Source organism: Methylobacterium indicum, from assembly GCF_001043895.1.
Classification (GTDB): domain Bacteria; phylum Pseudomonadota; class Alphaproteobacteria; order Rhizobiales; family Beijerinckiaceae; genus Methylobacterium; species Methylobacterium indicum.
Genome location: NZ_JTHF01000204.1, coordinates 51,481 through 70,617, shown reverse-complemented (window position 1 = coordinate 70,617; position 19,137 = coordinate 51,481). Strand labels below are relative to the sequence as shown.

The 19,137-nt window shown below is 71.1% G+C and carries 15 protein-coding genes and 1 pseudogene; 6 read left to right on the top strand and 10 right to left on the bottom strand.

The features are described from left to right. A partial coding sequence (locus QR78_RS33125) for a 3-keto-5-aminohexanoate cleavage protein (protein WP_425284299.1) occupies positions 1-128 on the bottom strand: 128 nt, incomplete at its 3' end. Between QR78_RS33125 and QR78_RS22965 the strand changes: the two are divergent. Next, a pseudogene (locus QR78_RS22965) lies at positions 105-287 on the top strand (3-keto-5-aminohexanoate cleavage protein); the annotation flags it as partial. The gene QR78_RS33125 and the pseudogene QR78_RS22965 sit on opposite strands and share 24 nt — an antisense overlap. A gap of 269 nt (positions 288-556) precedes the next feature. Beyond that, positions 557-1,345, top strand: a complete 789-nt coding sequence (locus QR78_RS22960) for a lytic murein transglycosylase (protein ID WP_048429908.1) — start codon at positions 557-559, stop codon at positions 1,343-1,345. A gap of 85 nt (positions 1,346-1,430) precedes the next feature. Here QR78_RS22960 and QR78_RS22955 read toward each other — a convergent pair whose 3' ends face one another. From QR78_RS22955 to glmU, 5 genes are all read right to left on the bottom strand, one after another. After that, the gene (locus QR78_RS22955) at positions 1,431-2,603 is read right to left on the bottom strand and encodes a DUF2778 domain-containing protein (protein WP_048429895.1); all 1,173 of its coding nucleotides are present in this window, start codon (positions 2,601-2,603) and stop codon (positions 1,431-1,433) included. A gap of 283 nt (positions 2,604-2,886) precedes the next feature. Then, on the bottom strand, positions 2,887-3,147 hold the full coding sequence (locus QR78_RS22950; protein ID WP_048429894.1) for a hypothetical protein: 261 nt from the start codon (positions 3,145-3,147) through the stop codon (positions 2,887-2,889). 77 nt (positions 3,148-3,224) lie between these two features. After that, positions 3,225-4,574 (bottom strand): S8 family peptidase, encoded by a 1,350-nt coding sequence (locus QR78_RS22945; protein WP_048429893.1) that lies wholly within the window; start codon positions 4,572-4,574, stop codon positions 3,225-3,227. 463 nt (positions 4,575-5,037) lie between these two features. Further along, positions 5,038-6,864, bottom strand: a complete 1,827-nt coding sequence (gene glmS, locus QR78_RS22940; protein WP_048429892.1) for a glutamine--fructose-6-phosphate transaminase (isomerizing) — start codon at positions 6,862-6,864, stop codon at positions 5,038-5,040. Positions 6,865-7,381: 517 nt separating this feature from the next. Next, positions 7,382-8,725, bottom strand: a complete 1,344-nt coding sequence (gene glmU, locus QR78_RS22935; RefSeq protein WP_048429891.1) for a bifunctional UDP-N-acetylglucosamine diphosphorylase/glucosamine-1-phosphate N-acetyltransferase GlmU — start codon at positions 8,723-8,725, stop codon at positions 7,382-7,384. Positions 8,726-8,920: 195 nt separating this feature from the next. On the opposite strand from glmU, the gene QR78_RS22930 reads away from it, so the two are divergent. Next, positions 8,921-10,513: an OpgD/OpgG family glucan biosynthesis protein gene (locus tag QR78_RS22930; protein WP_048429890.1), complete on the top strand. Its 1,593-nt coding sequence runs from the start codon at positions 8,921-8,923 to the stop codon at positions 10,511-10,513. 29 nt (positions 10,514-10,542) lie between these two features. After that, on the top strand, positions 10,543-12,663 hold the full coding sequence (mdoH, locus tag QR78_RS22925) for a glucans biosynthesis glucosyltransferase MdoH (RefSeq protein ID WP_048429907.1): 2,121 nt from the start codon (positions 10,543-10,545) through the stop codon (positions 12,661-12,663). Positions 12,664-12,828: 165 nt separating this feature from the next. Here the strand turns inward: mdoH and QR78_RS22920 are convergent, their stop codons facing one another. After that, the gene (locus tag QR78_RS22920; protein WP_048429889.1) at positions 12,829-14,076 is read right to left on the bottom strand and encodes a DNA topoisomerase IB; all 1,248 of its coding nucleotides are present in this window, start codon (positions 14,074-14,076) and stop codon (positions 12,829-12,831) included. Positions 14,077-14,199: 123 nt separating this feature from the next. On the opposite strand from QR78_RS22920, the gene QR78_RS22915 reads away from it, so the two are divergent. Both QR78_RS22915 and QR78_RS22910 read left to right on the top strand, forming a co-directional pair. Then, positions 14,200-15,351, top strand: a complete 1,152-nt coding sequence (locus QR78_RS22915; protein WP_048429888.1) for a glycosyltransferase family 4 protein — start codon at positions 14,200-14,202, stop codon at positions 15,349-15,351. After that, positions 15,351-15,998, top strand: coding sequence for a class I SAM-dependent methyltransferase (locus QR78_RS22910; RefSeq protein WP_048429887.1), 648 nt, complete (start codon positions 15,351-15,353; stop codon positions 15,996-15,998). The genes QR78_RS22915 and QR78_RS22910 overlap by 1 nt, the downstream gene beginning before the upstream one ends. Positions 15,999-16,046: 48 nt before the next feature. Here QR78_RS22910 and QR78_RS22905 read toward each other — a convergent pair whose 3' ends face one another. Genes QR78_RS22905 through QR78_RS22895 form a run of 3 tightly spaced genes read right to left on the bottom strand, consistent with a single transcriptional unit; the run spans position 16,047 to position 18,878 of the window. Then, the gene (locus tag QR78_RS22905) at positions 16,047-16,886 is read right to left on the bottom strand and encodes an ABC transporter permease (RefSeq protein ID WP_048429886.1); all 840 of its coding nucleotides are present in this window, start codon (positions 16,884-16,886) and stop codon (positions 16,047-16,049) included. 7 nt (positions 16,887-16,893) lie between these two features. Further along, positions 16,894-17,814, bottom strand: a complete 921-nt coding sequence (locus QR78_RS22900) for an ABC transporter permease (protein WP_082171813.1) — start codon at positions 17,812-17,814, stop codon at positions 16,894-16,896. Then, entirely contained in the window at positions 17,811-18,878 is a 1,068-nt protein-coding gene (locus QR78_RS22895) for an ABC transporter ATP-binding protein (RefSeq protein WP_048429885.1), read from the bottom strand. Before QR78_RS22895 ends, QR78_RS22900 begins: the two co-directional genes overlap by 4 nt. Between the last annotated feature and the right edge of the window lie 259 nt (positions 18,879-19,137).

Sequence of the window (19,137 nt, the reverse complement as noted above, 5' to 3'; positions counted from 1 at the left end):
TCGAGGTGGGCGAGCAGGCTCACCGCCTTCTCGACCAGGGCCGCGTTGCTCGGGGCGAGGGTCCCGCGCGACAGGTACAGGTTGTCCTCGAGCCCGACCCGGACGTGGCCGCCCGCGGTGGCGGCCACGTCCGGGTCGGGCTCGAGGACAACCTGTACCTGTCGCGCGGGACCCTCGCCCCGAGCAACGCGGCCCTGGTCGAGAAGGCGGTGAGCCTGCTCGCCCACCTCGACTGCACCCCGGCGAGCCCCGCCGAGGCGCGGGCGATCTTCGGCCTGCCGGCCTGATTCGGTCGTCCAGGGCGTGGCGCTAACGCCACGCCGGCGGAGTTTTCTCCTCTCCCGCTCCGGCCTCACCCTAGATCCTGCTCGACGGTTCCGGTCGCTTCCCAGAGGCGGCGGTCGGGATCCGGGCGCGTTGCAGTTCCGCCGTAAAGCTTTCGCAGAGGGCGGGATCGTAGCATCGCCCATCGGGCAGGCAGGTAGTGTCGAGAATGGGAGCCGCGGGCGGCCCGACGTCCGAAGGCCGGCGGCGCGGCTCCGAGGGAGAGATCGAGATGATCGGTAACGGTTACGGGAGGGCCCTGATCGCCGCGGGCCTCGCGGTGCTGGCCGGCGGGGCTGAGGCCGCGCAATGCGGCAACTCCGCCGCCGGGTTCGAGGCCTGGAAGCGCGAATTCGCCGACGAGGCCCGTGGGCGCGCCAGCCCCGCCGCCCTCTCGGCGCTGATGGGCACCTCGTATTCCTCCGCCACCATCGCGGCGGACCGGGGCCAGAAGAGCTTCAAGCTCTCCCTCGACCAGTTCATGGCCAAGCGCGGCGCCGCCGCCATCGTCTCCCGCGGCCGGGCGATGAAGCGCTCGCAGGCCGCCCTGTTCGATTCGATCGAGCAGCGCTACGGCGTCCCGCCGGGCCCGCTCCTGGCGATCTGGGGCATGGAGACCGGCTTCGGCGCCGTGAAGGGCAACGTCAACACCCTCTCGGCGGTGGCGACGCTGGCCTATGATTGCCGCCGCTCGGCCTTCTTCACCGACCAGCTCTACGCGGCGCTGACCCTGGTCGATCGCGGCGTGCTCAATTCCGGCACCCGCGGCGCGGCCCATGGCGAGGTCGGCCACACCCAGTTCCTGCCCAAGAACGTGCTGAACTACGGCACCGGCGGCAGCCTCGACAACGCCTCGGTGGCGCTGAACTCCACCGCGAACTTCCTCAAGGCCCATGGCTGGCGGGCCGGTGCCGGCTACCAGCCCGGCGAGCCGAACTTCGCGGCGATCCAGGGCTGGAACGCCGCCTCGGTCTACCAGCGCGCCATCGCGATCATCGGGGCCAGGATCGACGGCGAGTGATCGACGGCGAGTGATCGGGAGCGCCTGAGCGGACGCCGAGCGGCACGGCCTCCGGGACATCCCCCCGGAGGCCGTTTTCCGATGCTCAACCCCGCGTGGCGCGGTCGGCCGGGCCACCGCGCCCGATCCGCGGCAGGTCGCTCGTCCCCGCGCCCGGCACGACGACGAGACGGCGCACCTCGCCGCGCAGGAAGGCCTGGAGGAAGCGGTCGTAGTTGCGGAACGAGACGCAGCCGTTCGAGGCGCCGCTCGGGCCCAGCATGTAGGTGTGGGCGAGGAGCCCGACGCGGCCGTGGATGGAGCCGCTGCCGCCGACCGGGTTGAGCCGGATCGCCCGCACGCCGTGAAACAGCGCCTCGCGCTCGGTGAGGTCGTAGGTGCCGGGCGGCGTGGCGCCGCGCATCTTGAGGTGGACGTTGCGCGGATCGTCCATGTGCGGCCCGAGGCCCGAATGCGCCTCCAGCGACTCGCCGCTCGGCAGCGTGACGGTTCGGGCGCTGATGTCGTAGACGGCGATGCCCGGGCTGGCGCTCAGGCGGGGCCGCGGGGTGCTCGCCTCGAGCCCGCCGGGCGAGGCGTAGGCGAGGGTCTGGGTCGGGGCGGAGCCCCCTCCCCCGAAGATCCGGTCGAACAGCGACGGCTCCTCGGGCAGGGCGGCCTTGAACACGCTCTCGGTCGACGCCATGGCCCGGACCGGGCGCCGCGGCGCCCGGGTCGCCAGCACGGTCGGCGTCGGGCGCAATTCGGGCGGGCGCGGCACCGGCAGGGGTGCGAGGGCGAGGGGGCCGGGCGCCGCGGCGAGGGCTTCGGGCGTCGCGAGGGGACCAGCCGTCGAGGCGAGCGGACCGGGCGCGGACGCCGCGGGAACGACGGCGGCGCGCAGGGCCGCGACGGTGGGTGCCGCCTCGGCGAGGCGCCCGGTCTCGGGAGCCGACGGCGTCAGGGCCGCGACCGCCCGGCTCGCCTCGGGGAGAACGTCGCGGGTGAAGCTCGCCGCGTCGCGCCCCAGCGTCGGCAGCGGCGCCAGCATCCAGCCGAGCTCGGCCTGCGCCAGGACGGATCGGGGCGTCGCGGCCTGCGGGACCGCGGGCGCCGCCGTCTCCGCCACCGTCAAGCGGGTGTCCTCGCGCGGCACCAGCCCGGCGGCGGCGCCGATCCCGGCGAGCGCCGCGGCGATGCCGAGGAGCCGCCGGTTGCGGCGGCGGCGACGGAGGGAGCCCGGGGCGAGGCGACCGGACGAATACGCGACGAGGTCCATGCGGCCTGTACTCGATGGCTTGTCCCGCACGGACCCGCCCGGCCGGCCGCCGGCGCATGGGGACGCGGCAGGCCGGCGAGTTCGGCCGTTTAGGAAAGGATCAACCTTAAGCCTCCGTATTGAGGCGGTTTTTGGTTAATCCCGGCTAAATGACATCGAGGAAATCCGAAGAATTCGCACCGGACCGACTGCGGTCGTGAGGGCGGTGAGCCCGGACGGGCCTCGCGCGACCGGGCGCCCGGGCCGGCACCGCCGCGCCCCGGGACGGGCGGTACCGGGACTCTCAATCGGCGATGACGGCCTTGACCCGGGATGCCCGCTCGATCCGGGCCGCGAGGCGCGGGGTCGCGACGAGCTCCACCATGCCGAACGCGGTCGGTTCGCCGAACCGCCCCAGCTCTTCCTGCAGGTGTTCCCGGACGACGAGCGCACGGAGGGACTTCAGGTCGTCCTCCGTCTTGCGCACCTGCTCGTTGACCAAGGCGGTGCGCTCCTGCTCGGCCTTGGCGGCACGCCCCTTGAACACGACGAGGTAGTGGTTCATGCCCTCGCCGTTCTGCCTGGAACCGGGAAGGCGGGCAGGCCGGGCCGCCTGCCTGGGATTGCGGCGGGGCGTCGTCATCAGACGTACCGCGCGATCAAGGCCGAACGCCGGCCGGTCCTGACGGTCTGCGCGTTGGTCAGAAGGGTGGTCCGCAGCGCCGCCGCGGACATGCGGGACCGGCACAGATACAGCGCCGCGATCCCGGCGACGAAGGGTGCCGCCATGCTGGTGCCGTCGAGAGGGCCGTAGAACGACTGGTTCGCCATATCGCGCTCGAGGCTCGAGTAGATGCCCACGCCGTACCCATAGATATCGGGCTTCCGCGTGCGCGACGAGGTGCGGCTGCCGGAAAAAGGCGCGATGACGCCGCCATGATCCACAGCGCCGACGCCGAGGGCGTTCCGGAAGCCGCCGGGATACCCGAAGCGTCCCGGCCCGTCGTTGCCGATCGCCACGATCGGCAGGACGTTGGCTTGGATGAGCAGATTCAAGACCGCCTCCATGGCGCGCAGGCGCGTCTTGTACTCCTTGAGCGGCACGTTCAGTACCCCGGTCGACGGGAAGCCCAGGGACAGGTTGACGACCGCCGGCTTGGTCGCGTTCGCCGGTGCCGTGAATTCATGCAGCAGCCAGTTCAGCCCGTAGACGACCCGGATGAGGCTCGTGCGCGCGGTCTCGCTCTCGATCACCGAGGCAACCACCAGTTCCGCCTCGGGGGCGACGCCGACCGTCGATCCGGCGATGATGCCGCAGACATGGGTTCCATGGCCGTCGAGATCGAAGCCGCGGACGTCCCGCGGCGGGCTCGCCGGGTTGTTGGGATCGAAGGGGACGTAACGGAACGGAATGGTCCTGGCGTGGAACTGCTGGTGGTCGGCGTCGATGCCGGTATCGAGCACGCCGACCAGAACGCCGGCCCCCCGCACGTTCTGGCGATGCGCCGTGTCGATGCCGGAGGCTGTCGGCCAGCCCGTCCCGACCGGCATCGACGTCGCGTGCATCAGGCCTGTGCCGGGCGCCCGGAGTCGGGTCGGCAAGGCGAGACTGAAGTTCGTCACGACCTCGAAATCGTCCTGCAGCGCGCCGCGGGCGGCTGCGATCTGGCTCTCGTCCCGGAAGTACGCGGCGGTGAGGCCGAGCGCGGTGAAGCGGGCGAAGACGCCCTGCGTATCGCTGAGGGGCGCCGTCGGCCGGGCGACCAGATCCGAGGTGGCGACCTCCTGAAGACCGAGACGCTCGAGACGGCGGGCCGCCGTCTCCTCGACATGGCCCAGACCCCGCCGCGCCGACGGCGAGGTACGGTAGGCGGCAACTCTCGCCGTGGTGACGATGCCGTCCGAATCGAAGGCGGATTTCGGCACCAGCAGCACACCGGTTCCGTCGCTGCCCGCCGTGAGGATGTCGGCCTGGGAGAAGAGCGTCGTCATATCGGGCCAATCGGTTCGAACGAAAACATGCCCGACGGAAATTAAGGGATCGCTTTCGCTTGGGAAGAAGTAAACCGATGCGACTGCGTCACACGATTCAAAAACAATTCAATACTCTGAAAAACACTTTTCCATCGATGATTTTTACCGAAGATATGACATGCATTTCATGTAAATAAATTGTGCATCTATCTACTTGATTTTTCATATTATATTTTGGCGTAGATGATATGGGAATCGACAGCGAGAACCCGATGCAGCTGTCATTTGAACAGTGTTCGTCACGACAAGGCCGGCAACACCTTCGCGGCGTTGCCGGCCTTGTAAGATTGCGGGGATCATCCGGCAGCCGTGGATAGGCGCAGCTGCGACCCAAGTGCCTGCGCATCGCCGCACCAGCGCCGGATCACGGTCGGGGCTTGGCCCGGCGCCGCCGAACGGAGCCGGTCGAAGGCGCTGCGTATCACTCCACCGTGACGGACTTCGCGAGGTTGCGCGGCTGGTCGACGTCTTTCCCGAGCACCACGGCGGTGTGGTAGGCGAGAAGCTGGACCGGCACCGCGTAGACGATCGGCGCCACCACCGGATCGACCTCCGGCATCATCAGGGTGGCCAGCGTGTCGAGCCCGGCCGCGGCGGCGCCGCGGGCGTCGCCGATCAGCACGATCCGGCCGCCGCGGGCCGCCACCTCCTGCATGTTCGACACCGTCTTCTCGAAGGTCGCATCGTGCGGCGCGATCACGACGACCGGGACGGCGTCGTCGATGAGGGCGATCGGACCGTGCTTGAGCTCGCCCGCCGCGTAGCCCTCGGCGTGGATGTAGGAGATCTCCTTGAGCTTCAGCGCGCCTTCGAGCGCCATCGGGTAGGCGGTGCCGCGGCCGAGATAGAGCACGTCCCGGGCCTTGGCGATCTCGCGCGACAGGACCTCGATCTCGTCCTCGCGCTTCAGGGCCTCGGCCATCAGGCCCGGCACCTTGATCAGCGCGTCGACGAGCCGCTTCTCCTCGGCCTCGTCGAGCGTGCCCCGCGCCCGGCCGGCCGCGAGCGCCAGGCAGAGCAGCACCGTCAGCTGGCACGAGAACGCCTTGGTGGACGCCACCCCGATCTCGGGTCCGGCGAGCGTCGGCACCACCGCGGAAGCCTCGCGGGCGATGGTCGAGGTCGGCACGTTGACCACCGCCAGCGTGTGCTGGCCTTGCGACTTCGCGTAGCGCAGCGAGGCCAGGGTGTCGGCGGTCTCACCCGATTGCGAGATGACGATCGTCAGCCCGCCCTTCTCCAACGGCGGCTCGCGGTAGCGGGTCTCGGAGGCGACGTCGATCTCGACCGGCAGGCGGGCGAGCTTCTCGAACCAGTACTTGGCGACGAGACCGGCATAGTAGGCGGTGCCGCAGGCGGTGATCGAGACCCGGCTGAGCTTGGCGAAGTCGAAGGGAAAGGCGTCGGGCAGGGCGACGCGGCCGGCGGCGAGGTCGACGTAGTGGGCGAAGGTGCGGCCCACCACCTCCGGCTGGTCGTAGATCTCCTTGGCCATGAAGTGGCGGTAATTGCCCTTGTCGACCAGGAAAGCTTGCGTCGCGATCCTCTGGCGCGGCCGGGCGACGACGTTGCCGGCGAGATCGCGGATCTCGGCACCGTCGCGGGTCAGGATCGTCCAGTCGCCCTCGTCGAGATAGGTGATCTCGTCGGTGAAGGGGGCGAGCGCGAGGGCGTCGGAGCCGAGATAGGTCTCGCCGTCGCCGAAACCGACCGCGAGCGGCGCGCCGTGGCGGGCGCCGATCAAGAAGTCCTCTTCGCCGGCGAACAGGAACGCGAGCGCGAAGGCGCCGCGCAGGCGCGGCAGGGCCGCCTCGACCGCGGCGACCGGGCCGAGCCCGGAGCGCATCAGGTGGCTGACGAGCTGAGCCACCACTTCGGTGTCGGTCTCGGTCTCGAAGACGCAGCCCTCGGCCTGGAGCTCGCCCTTCAGCTCGCGAAAATTCTCGATGATGCCGTTATGCACCACCGCCAGGCGCTCGGTGGCGTGCGGGTGGGCGTTGGTCTCGTTGGGCCGCCCGTGCGTGGCCCAGCGGGTGTGGCCGATGCCGATGGCGCCCGAAAGCGGACTCTGCACCAGCTTCAGCTGAAGGTTCGACAGCTTGCCCTCGGCGCGCCGCCGCTCGAGACGGCCGGCTTCCAGCGTGGCGATGCCGGCGGAGTCATAGCCGCGATATTCGAGCCGGCGCAACGCGTCGACCACCTGTCCCGCCACGGCATTCCGGCCGACGATTCCTACGATCCCGCACATGCTTACGCCTCAGATGTCGCTCGGCCGCGCGTCCCACTCGGGGACAGGCCAGCCATATGGGGAATGGTGCTGCAGAATTCCTGCCGCTTTCCACCGCCACGCTCTGGCGCCGTTCTACCGGACCGGCCGGTCCCGAGGCGAGTCAACTTCCGTAACGGATTGTGACGGCCGAGGTTCGTGGGTGGTATGCAGGGCTGGATTCCCTGCGATAATCCCGGAGCCATGCGGCATGATCGCCGGGAACGCCCGCGCGGACCGATGCGGGCAAGGAGCCCCGCCCATGATCGCCGCATCGCCGCATCGCCGCACGACTCGCGCCGTTGCCCCGCATCCCGGTCGAGACCCTCACGGCCCTGGCCAATTGCTACCGGGCCGAGATCGCCAAGGTCGCCGCTGGCGCGACCGGTCCGACCGCGCACCCACCGGGCGATCACCCTGATCGCCGCGATGCTGCCGGTCTCGCTCCCGACGCCGATGGCGCATCACGGCGTATACTTGTTCGTGAAGAGGCCGGGCGCTACCCCTTCGTCGGCTTCGCCCACCCGCTCTTCACCACCTGCCGGCCCCGCCCGATCGCGAGCGTACCGGGCGGCACGTCGTCGGTGATGACCGACCCCGACCCCACGAAAGCCCCTTCGCCGATCGTCACCGGCGCCACCAGCGCCGAGTTCGACCCGATGAAAGCCCCGGCGCCGACCACCGTGCGATGCTTGTTCACGCCGTCGTAGTTGCAGGTGATGGTGCCGGCCCCGAGATTGGCGCGCGCGCCGATCTCGGCGTCGCCCACGTAGGACAGGTGGTTGACCTTGGCACCGGCCCGGATCGCCGCGTTCTTCACCTCGACGAAGTTGCCGATGCGGGCGCCCTGCTCCAGCACCGCGCCGGGCCGCAGGCGGGCATAGGGGCCGATCTGGACACTCTCGGCGAGCGTCGCTTTCTCGAGATGCGAGAAGGCATGGATGGTGCAGCCGTCCCCGACGACGACGCCGGGGCCGAACACGACGTGGGGCTCCACCGTCACGTCGCGGCCGAGCACCGTGTCGTGGCTGAAGAACACGGTCTCGGGGGCGATCAGCGTGGCGCCGGCCAGCATGGCGGATCGGCGCAGGCGCGCCTGGATGGTCGCCTCGGCGACGCCGAGCTGCACCCGGTCGTTGACGCCCTGCGCCTCGGCCTCGTCCACCGGCACCACCGCGACCCGGTGCCCATCGGCGACCGCCAGCGCCACGGCGTCGGGCAGGTAGTACTCGCCCGCCGCGTTGGCGTTCCCGATCCGCTCCAGAAGGCCCAGCGCCAGCGGGCCCGACAGCGCCATCAGCCCGGCATTGCTCAGGGTGATGCGGCGCTCGGCCGGGCTCGCGTCCTTCTCCTCGCGGATCGCCACCACCCGGCCGTCCTCGACCAGCACCCGGCCGTAGCCGGTCGGATCCGCGGCCTCGAAGGCCAGGACCGCGACCGCCGCACCCTCGGCCAGGGGCGCGCGCAGGCGGGCATAGGTCTCGGCGGTGACGAGCGGCGTGTCGCCGAAGGCGACCACCACGTCGTCGGCGCCGCCTGCCAGCGCTTCACGAGCCGCCAGGACCGCGTGGGCGGTGCCGAGGCGCTCGGCCTGAGAAAAGGTCTCGGCGCCGGAAAAACCCGCGACCACCTCGGCGACGTCGTCGCGGCCGGGTTCGACCACCACGGCGAGACGCCCCGCCCCGGCTTCCGTCACGGCGGCGAGCACGTGGGCGAGCATCGAACGACCGGCGATCGGGTGAAGCACCTTCGGCAGGGCGGAGCGCATCCGCGTGCCCTTGCCGGCGGCGAGGACGACGGCGAGGAGCGAGCGGGTCCCGGCGGGCTTCGGAGTGGAGGTCATCGGCGGCCCATGGGGTCGAGGGGAGACGGTGTCGGGGTCACGTGTCAGCCCGTCTAGCCGATCGTCCCGCCAGGGCAAGTCCCGGCGCGCCGGTCCGCGACGGCGCCGGGTAGACGAATCTTAACCCCCGGTTCACGCAGGATCGTGGTAAACGGCCGGCGCCCCCCACGACCCGGCACGGTATCCCTCGCCTCGATGACGCAGCTTCCGCCCGCCCCCCCCTCCTGCTCAGACCTCGACCGGCGCGCGGTGCTGGCGCTCGCCGGCGGCGGACTGACGCTCGCCGCAATCGGCGCGGCGCAGGCGCAGCCGACGGAGCCGACGCCCCTGTCGGACGGCCAGCGCTTCGATCCCGGCCAGGTGGTCGATCTCGCCCGGGCACTGGCCAAGAAACCCTTCGTCGCGCCGGCCGCCGACCTGCCGGACGCCTTCAAGACCCTCACCTACGAGCAGTATATCGGGGTGCGGGCGCAACCCACCGCCCTGCTCTGGGCCGGCGAGGGGCGCGGCTTCGTGGTCGAGCCGCTGCACCGCGGCTTCGTGTTCACCACGCCGGTGGCGCTCCACGCGGTCGAGGACGGGGTGGTGCGCCGCGTCGGCTACGACCGCAACCGCTTCAGCTTCGGCAAGGTGCCGCCTCCCGAGGAGGGCCGCGACATCGGCTTCTCGGGCTTCCGGCTCTACGCGAGCTTCAACGGTGCGGCTCCGTCCGATTGCGCGATCTTCCAGGGCGCATCGTTCTTCCGGGCGCTCGCCGCCGGCCAGAGCTACGGCGTCACCGCGCGTGCCCTCACGCTGAAGCCCGCGGAGGCCAAGGGCGAGGAATTCCCGCTGTTTCGCGCCTTCTGGCTCGAGCGGCCGGGCCCCGGCACCGGGCAGATCGTGATCCACGCGCTCGTCGATTCCGACTCCGCCACCGCGGCGATGCGCATGACCCTGCGCCCGGGCGACGCCACCATCGTGGACGTCGAGGCGACTTTGTGCCCGCGCACGCCGCTGGAGCACGTCGGCATCGCCGGCATGACCGGCGCCTACCTGTTCGGGCCGACCGACCGCCGGGGCGTCGACGACGCCCGGCTCGCCGCCCACGAGATCGACGGGCTGCAGATCCGCAACGGCTGGGGCGAGGCGATCTGGCGCCCGGTGCAGAACCCCGAGACGCTGCAGATCTCGGCCTTCATGGACCAGGACCCGAAGGGCTTCGGCCTGGTCCAGCGCGCCCGCGCCTACGGCGACTATCAGGACGACGTGCAGCGCTGGGAGAAGCGTCCGAGCCTGTGGATCGAGCCGCTCGGCAGCTGGGGGCCGGGCGTGCCGCAGCACGGCTGGGGTGCGGGCGCGGTCCAGCTCATCGAGATCCCGAGCGAATCCGAGGTCAACGAGAACATCCTGACCTACTGGCGCCCGAAGGAGCCGGTCGCCAAGGAGACCGCCTTCAGCTACCGCCAGTTCTGGTGCTGGACCGTCCCGGGCGCGCCGCCGCTCGCCGCCTGCTCGGGCACCCGGGTCGGCAAGGGCGCGGGCGGCAAGCGCCGGCTCTTCCTCGTCGACTTCACCGGCGAGGCGCCGTTCGCCGAGGGGATCGATCCCGCCACGCTGCAAGTCGCGCTGAACACCGCCCCCGGCACCCTCGCGCGCCAGCGCCTCTACGCCTACCCGGAGCGCAAGACCCTGCGGGTGGTGTTCGAACTCGATCCCGGCAACGACACGGCCTGCGAACTGCGCCTGGTCGTCAAGGCCGGCGACAAACCCGTGACTGAGACATGGCTGTACCGGTGGACCCCGTGACCCTCGACCTCGCCGCGCCGCCGCGCCCCATGCCGCAGACTGCCGCCGCCCCGGTCGCCCCCGCGGTCCCACCGGAATCGCCCCTCGCGATGCCGGTGCAGGACCTGCGCCGATGGTCGGACGCGGACGCCCACCCGGTTCCCGGCCGCCGCGCGCCCTGGGGCGCGCGCGCCTTCGTGTTCGGCGGCGGCGCCCTGCTGACCGCCTACGGCGCGGTACAGATGTACGAGGTCGTGTCGGTCGCCGGCTCGACGACCTGGCTGCAGTGGCTGCTGCTCGCGCTGTTTGCGCTCAACTTCTCGTGGATCGCGCTCGCCTTCACCTCGGGCCTGCTCGGCTTCCTGGCGCTGCTGCGCCGGCGCCGGCCTGAGGTGCCGCAAGGCCCCCTCACCACCCGCACCGCCGTGGTGATGCCGGTCTACAACGAGGCCACCGCCCGCACCTTCGCGGCGGTCGAGGCGATCCGCGACTCGATCGAGGCCACCGGCGAGGGTGACGCCTTCGACTACTGGATCCTGTCGGATTCGACCCAGGCCGATGCCTGGATCGCCGAGGAGCGGGCCTATCTGGCTTTACGCGCCCGCCTCGGCGACGGGGCGCGCCTGTATTACCGCCACCGGCAGAAGAACCATCACCGCAAGGCCGGCAACATCGCCGATTTCGTCACCCGCTGGGGCGGCCATTACGACCACATGCTGGTCCTCGACGCCGACAGCCTGATGAGCGGCGACTGCGTGGTGACCTTGGCCCGCGCCATGGAGGCCGATCCGGATTCCGGCATCATCCAGTCGCTGCCCCTGATCATCAACCGCAACACCCTGTTCGCCCGGGTGCAGCAATTCGCGGCCCGCATCTACGGCCCGGTCATCGCCACCGGCCTCGCCCTGTGGTCGGGCCGCGACGGCAATTACTGGGGCCACAACGCGATCATCCGCACGAAGGCCTTCGCCGACCATTGCGGCCTGCCCGACCTGTCCGGCAAGCCGCCCTTCGGCGGCCACGTACTCAGCCACGACTTCGTCGAGGCCGCCTTGATCCGCCGCGCCGGCTGGAGCGTCTACATGCTCCCCGAGCTGCAGGGCTCCTACGAGGAGAGCCCGCCCTCGCTGATCGACGTCGCGATCCGCGACCGGCGCTGGGCGCAAGGCAACCTGCAGCACAGCCGGATCATCGGCACCGCGGGCCTCAAGCTCGCCTCGCGCCAGCACTTCGCCACCGGCATCGCCGGCTACCTCGCCTCGCCGCTCTGGGCGGCGCAGCTGGTCGTCGGTATCGCGCTGGCCCTCCAGACCGCCTATATCCGCCCGGAATATTTTTCGACCGAGTTCCGCCTCTACCCGGTCTGGCCGCGCTTCGACCCCGTCCGCGCGCTCCAGCTCTTCGGGATCACCATGGCGATCCTGCTCGCGCCCAAATTGTTCGGCCTGATCCTCGGCCTCCTCGACCGCGAGGTGCGGCGGGCGAGCGGCGGCGGCGTCCGCCTCGTGCTCTCGGCGCTCATCGAGACCCTGCTCTCGGCGCTGATCGCCCCGATCGCGATGCTGGTCCAGTCCGGCTCGGTGATCCAGATCCTGCTGCGGCGCGATGCCGGCTGGAACCCGCAGCGGCGCGACGACGGCTCGATCCCGCTCTCGGACATCGTGCGCCGGCATCGCTGGCACATGATCCTCGGCCTCGTCGCGGGCGTCTCGGCCTTCGCCATCGCCACCTCGCTCTTCCTCTGGATGTCGCCGACGATTCTCGGCCTCGTCCTGGCGATCCCGATATCCTGGGCGAGCGGGCAGCTCTTCCTCGGCCTCGCGCTCAAGCGCGCCGGCCTGCTGATGACGCCCGAGGAGCGCGAGCCCCCGGCGATCGCGACCGCGGCCAAGGCGATCGAGGAGCGCAACGCGGCGCTCGGCTACGACGATGCCGACGGCTTGCGGGCGCTCCATGCCGACCCGGACCTCCAGGCCGGCCACCTCGTCTTCCTGCCCCCGGCCGAGCGCCGGTCCCGCGGCGCGCCGCAAGCCGATCACGTCATGGCCCAGGCCAAGGTGGTCGAGGCCGAGACCATCGACGAGGCGGCCGCGTGGCTGAACGCCAAGGAGAAGATGGTGCTGCTGCACGACCGGGCGCTGCTGGATCGGCTGGCGCGGCTGGGGGGTTGATGTCCCCGCCCTCGCCGATCCGTTCTCGCCCCCGGGAACGATAGCGAATGCGTCGTGCGAATCGGCCATCAAGCGACCGGCTCGCACGACGACGCTCGGGATGCAGCGCGTCGGCCCGGCCTTGCATCCGGCAGGATCGCCGGAATGTGCATTGCGCGTCGAACCTCACGCCGCCTTGCGCGACGTCGCTCGTCCGGCGCGGGTCTTGACGTTTCGCGCGCCGCCGGACTTCGCCCCGGTCGCCGCCGTGCCGGTCTTCGCCTCGCTCTCGACGGACCGCCCCTTCCGGGCCTTCGCACGGGTCGCGGATGTCGTCGCCTGCGCGATCCGGGTGAGGCGGCCCTGAAGCAGGGCGAGCACGGCCGTCTCTTCAGGGCGCAAGGTGGCGATGTCGTCGCGGAGCGCAGCCTGCACCTCGTCCTTGACCCGGAGCAGCAACTCGCCCTCCAGGTAGCAATCCAGGATCTCCGGGTGGACGTAGCACTTGCGGCAGATCGTCGGCGTGTTGCCGAGGCGCTCGGCCACCCGTTCGATCGCCGTGCGCACGTTGCGCTTGGCCATCGCCTCGCTGTCGAACGCCTCGAACTCGCGGAGCGCCATGGCGGCCAGCACCGTGCCGGACCAGGTGCGGAAGTCCTTGGCGGTGATGTCGCGGCCGGTGATCTCGCGGAGATACGCGTTCACGTCGGCCGAGGTCACGTCCCGCTGAACCCCGTCCTCGTCGAGGTACTGGAAGAGCTCCTGGCCGGGCAGGTCCTGGCAGGCCTTGACGATCTTCGCGACCCGGCGGTCGTGGACCGACAATTCCCAGACCTTGTTGCTCTTGCCCTTGAAGCGGAAGGTCAGCGCCTTGCCGTCGACCGTGACGTGCGGGTCGCGCAGGGTGGTGAGGCCGTAGCTCTTGTTCTGCTTCGCGTAATCGTCGTTGCCGACCCGGATCAGGGTTGTCTCGAGGAGGTGCACCACCGTCGCCAGGACCTTTTCGCGGGGGAGCCCGCGCCGGCCCATATGCGCGTGGACCGTCGCGCGCAGGCCCGGCAACACCTCCGCGAAGCTCATCATGTGGGTGAACTTGGTGCTCTCCCGGGCCTGGCGGAACTCGGGGTGGTAGCGATACTGCTTGCGGCCGCGGGCATCGCGCCCGGTCGCCTGAATGTGGCCGTTGGCGTGGCGGCAGATCCACACGTCGGTATAGGCCGGCGGGATCGCCAGGGACTTGATGCGGGCGAGCGCGCCCTCGTCCCGCACCCGCGTGCCCTTGGCGTCGACATAGGTGAAGCCGCGGCCGCTGCGCTTGCGGCGGAAGCCCGGCTCCTCGTCGCTGACATAGCGCAGGCCCGCCTCGCGGGCGGCATCGCGGGTGTCGACGCGATCCTCGGCGGCGCTCGCCGCCATCTCGGGATCCGACAGCATGGGCTTTCCAACCTCGCGGGCTTCAGGTCGGGTTCAACCGGCTCCCGCCCGCCCCGGTTCCGGGGCGTTCCCCCGCGCCGCCCCTGCCTGTAGGGAGAGAGCGGGACGAGCAGGAGAGACCGGGTGCAGCCACGGAACGACGGCGGAGACGGGACGCGGGCGCATATCGCCTTCGTGGTCACGGAGGATTGGTTCTTCGCCTCGCATTTCCTGCCGATGGCCCGGGCCGCGGTCGCGGCCGGCCATCCGGTCTCGGTCGTCACCCGCGTGCGGGCGCACCGGGACGCGATCGCCGCGACCGGCGCCCGGGTGGTGGAGCTCGAAGCCGAGCGTTCGAGCCTGAACCCGATGGCGGCGGGCTACGCCGCCGGTCAGCTCGCGGCGATCCTGAAGGCCCTCAAGGCCGACATCGTCCACTGCATCGCCCTGCGGGGCATCCTGGTCGGCGGGGCGGCGGCGATGCTCGCCGGCATCCCGTCCCGGGTCTACGCCCTGACCGGCCTCGGGCTGATCGGGGCGCGGCAGGACCGGGCCGGGCGGCTCGCCCGCACCGCCCTGCGTCTCCTGATCCGCGGCCCGCTCGAGACCGCCCGCACCCGCTACCTGTTCGAGAACCCGGACGATGCCCGGCTGCTCGGCCTGACCCCCGACGATTCCCGGGTCACGATCGTGGGCGGCGCCGGCATCGACCCGCAGGCATGGACGCCCCAGCCCCTGCCGCCCCACCCGCCGCTCAGGATCGCGCTCACCGCCCGGATGCTGTGGTCGAAGGGGGTCGACACCGCGGTCGAGGCCGCCCGCCTCGCCCGCAGCCAGGGCGCCGACCTCGACCTCGGGCTCCACGGCGCGCCCGATCCCTCGAACCGCCGCGCGATCCCCGAGGCGACCCTGCGGGACTGGTCGCGGGACGGCGTCACCTGGCACGGGCCGACCGACGACGTCGCCGGCGCCCTGGCGCAGGCCCATGTCGCCTGCCTGCCCTCGCGGGGCGGCGAGGGCCTGCCGCGCGCCCTGCTCGAAGCCGCGGCGAGCGGCCGGGCGATCCTCACCACCGACGTGCCGGGCTGCCGGAGCCTGGTGCGCGACGGGATCGAGGGGCTGATCGTGCCACCCGACGATCCCCGAGCGCTCGCCACCGCGATGGCGCGGCTCGCCGCCGATCCGGCCCTCGTCGCCCGGATGGGTGCGGCGGCCCGCGCCCGCATCTGCGAAGGCGGCTTCACCGAAGCGGCGGTGACGCAGGCCGTGCTCGCGCTCTATGCGGATCTCGCCTGATGGAGCCCGAAGCCTTCATCCGCACCCACACCGCGCTCCGCCCGGTGCCGCACGCCCCGGCGATCCGCCTCCACGTCGCCGACGAGGCGACGGAATTGTGGGGCCGCACCGAGGAGGAGCTGGGCGAGATCGGCCTGCCGCCGCCGTTCTGGGCCTTCGCCTGGGCCGGTGGGCAAGCGCTCGCGGCCTACGTGCTGGAGCACCCTGAGACGGTCGCGGGCGCCCGGGTGCTCGACTTCGCCTCGGGCTCGGGCCTCGTCGCCATCGCGGCGGCGATGGCGGGGGCAGCCTCGGTCGCGGCGAGCGACCTCGATCCCTTCGCGCATGCGGCCATCGCCCTCAACGCCGCCGAGAACGGCGTCGCGGATCGGATCACCGCGATGAGCGCCGACCTGATCGGCCGCGACGAGGGCTGGGACTGCGTGCTCGCCGCCGACATCTTCTACGAGCGCGACCTCGCCGCACGAGTCGGCGACTGGCTCGCGACCCTGCACGCCCGCGGCGCCCGGGTGCTGCTGGGCGATCCCGGCCGGGCCTACCTGCCGAAGGACAGGCTGGAGAACCTCGCGACCTACGCAGTGCCGGTGACCCGGGCGCTGGAGGATGCGGAGATCAAGCGGACGGGGGTGTGGCGGTTTCGGGCGTGAGGCGGCAGCCGCCCCCGGACTCGCGCCTCTGGATCCGCGCCTCTGGATTCACACCTCCTGGCGCTTCGCCCGCGCCACGATCTGCGTCGGGTTGACGAAGCGCAGGGCCACGATCAGCCAGACCAGCGTCACCGCCATGTAGACCACCGCCATCGCGTCGATCGACTGTCCGGCCCGCACGCCGGCGGCGAAGACCGCGTAGTAGAGCGCCACCACCAGGGTCTGGCTCGTCGGCCCGGCGACCAGGAAGGTCAGCTCGAACATCGCGATGGTGCGCACCAGCACCAGCAGCAGGGCGGCCAGGATGCCGGGGATCAGCAGCGGCAGCAGCACCCGCAGGAAGAGCTGCCCCGTGCCGGCGCCGAAGACCCGGGCCGCCGCCTCGATGCGCGGATCGATCTGCTCGATGAACGGGATCATCACCAGCACCACGAAGGGAATGCTCGGCACGAGGTTGGCCAGCACCACGCCCCAGAGCGTGCCGGCGAGCCCGGCCCGGTAGAGCACGGTGGCGAGCGGGATGCCGTAGGTGATCGGCGGCACCAGGAGCGGCAGCAGGAAGACCAGCATCACCAGCCGCTTGCCCGGAAAATCGCGCCGCGCCAGCGCGTAGGCCGCCGTGACCCCGAGGGCGCCGGAGAGCACTACCACCAGGGCGACCACCTGGAGGGTGACCACCAGCACGTCGCCGAGCTGGAACTCGTCCCAGGCCGAGGCGTACCAGCGGGTGGTGAAGCCGAGCGGCAGCCAGGTGCCGAGCCAGCGCGTGGCGAAGGAGTTGAGCACCACCGCGGCGATCGTCGCCAGGAGGTTGAGGCAGAACAGCAGCGTGACGGCCCAGACCGCCATGCGCCACAGGCGCGAGCCGGGGCCGGTATCGCGGATCATCGCTCGATCATCCCTTGGTGCCCCCGACCGGGCCGGTATAGAGCAGGCTGCGTCCCCACAGCACGGCCGCCACGATGGCGAGCTGGACCGCCCCCATGATCATCGCGATCGCGGAGGCCAGCGAGTAGTCGTACTCCTCGAACGCCGCCTGGTAGGCGGCGATCGAGATCACCCGCGTGGCGCCGGCCGGCGCGCCGAGGAGCACCGCGGACGGAAACACCGAGAAGGCCTGGACGAAGGACAGGCAGAAGGTCACGGCGAGGCCCGGCAGGATCAGCGGTAGGATCACCGCCTTGAAGCGCTGCCAGGCATTGGCGCCGTGGGTTGCCGCCGCCTGTTCGAGCGCCGGATCGATGCCGGTGACCGCCGAGAGCGTCAGCAGGAACGCGAACGGGAACCCGGTGATCAGGAGCGAGGCGAAGACGCCCCAGTAGTTGTTGGTGAGCTTGAGCGGGCTGCCGATCACCCCGAGCCAGATCAGCGAGCGGTTGAACCAGCCCTGCGGCCCGAGGAAGTTCAGGAGGCCCTCCGCCACCAGAACGGTGCCCAGCGTGATCGGCAGGACCAGGATCGTGGTCAGCAGGCGCTGGCGGCGCATCAGCCGCACCCGCAGCGCGATCGGCACCGCCAGCACGAGGTTGAGCACCGTGACCGGCAAAGCGAGGCGCAGCGTCGCCGCGATCGTATCGTACAGGAACGGGTCGGAGAAGAAGCGGGCGTAGTTCGCCCACCAGGCTCCGGCCTTCGGCTGGACCGACAGCAACAGCCCGTAGGCGAAGGGATAGACGAACAGGCCGAGGATCGCGAGGAGCGCCGGCAGCACCAGGAGCGTCGTACCGTCGAGGCCGCGGGCGGCCAGGCGCACCGAGAGCGGCGCCTCCTCCCGGGGCGTTGCCGGCGCGGCCGTGGGGAGCGAGGCGGAGGTCACGCGGCCTCGCCGGGGAAGACCAGGACCCGGGGCGAGGCGGCGGCGAGGTGCAGGGCCTCGTCCTGCGCCACCGATCGGTCGGAGCGGAAAAAAAGCTCGGTCCCGTCCTGGGCCACGGCGGTGCCGAAGAAGGCCCGGCCGCGATACTCGACGCTGGCGACCCGGACCGGCAGGCCCTCGGCGGCGGGCATCAGGTCCTCCGGCCGGATCGCCGCGACGGCCGGGGAGCCCGGATTCACCGTCTCGCGCAGGATCCCGGCGAGGCGTGTCCCGCAGACCTCGACCTCCGCCCGCTCGCCGCTGACCGCGACCGCCCGGCCGCGCAGGCGATTGCGAAAGCCCATGAAGTCGGCGACGTCCGGGTGGCTCGGTCGCTCGTAGAGGTCTTCCGGCGTGCCGACCTGGCGGATGCGCCCGTCGCGCATCACCACGATCCGGTCGGCCATCGACAGGGCCTCGTCCTGGTCGTGGGTGACGTAGATCGTGGTCGAGCCGATGGCGTCGTGGATGCGGCGGATCTCGGCCCGCATCTCGAGACGCAGCTTGGCGTCGAGGTTCGACAGGGGCTCGTCCATCAGCACCACCGGCGGCTCGATCACGATCGCCCGGGCGATGGCGACGCGCTGCTGCTGGCCGCCGGACATCTGGCCCGGGAGCTTGGCGGCCTGCGATTGCAGCCGCACCAGCGCGAGGGCGTCGTCGACCCGGCGCGCGGCCGCCTCGCCCTTCACGCCCCGCATGGCGAGGCCGAAGCCGACATTCTTCGCCACGTTCATGTGGGGGAAGAGCGCGTAGCTCTGAAACACCATGCCGAAGCCGCGCTCCTCCGGCTTCAGCCGATCGATGCGGCGCTCGCCGAGATGGATCGACCCGCCGGTGAGCGGCAGGAGCCCGGCGATGCAGTTGAGCGCCGTCGACTTGCCGCAGCCCGAGGGCCCCAGGAGGGCGATGAACTCGCCGCCCCGGATCGTCAGGTCGAGCCCGTCGAGGGCGGTCATCGCCCCGAACCGGCGGCTCAGGCCGCTCAATGACAGGTCCTGCGGCGCCTCGTGATGGCGTGCCATCGGTGTCCTCTCCTGCCGCGTCGCCTCTTCCGAGCGACCATTGCGGCGTTAGAGCATTTCCCGACGAAGCGGAGACTGGCTCGTCATGGAAAATGCGGCACAACAAAATATATAGAGTAGCGACCAATCGCAACGCCACTGTACACGACGGGACGGTTCACGTGCGACACCGGCCCTTCCCACTCGCGACCTCATCCTGAGGTGTCAGTCGATCTTCGATCGACTGACCTCGAAGGAGGGCTCCAGAAGTCTCCGAGCC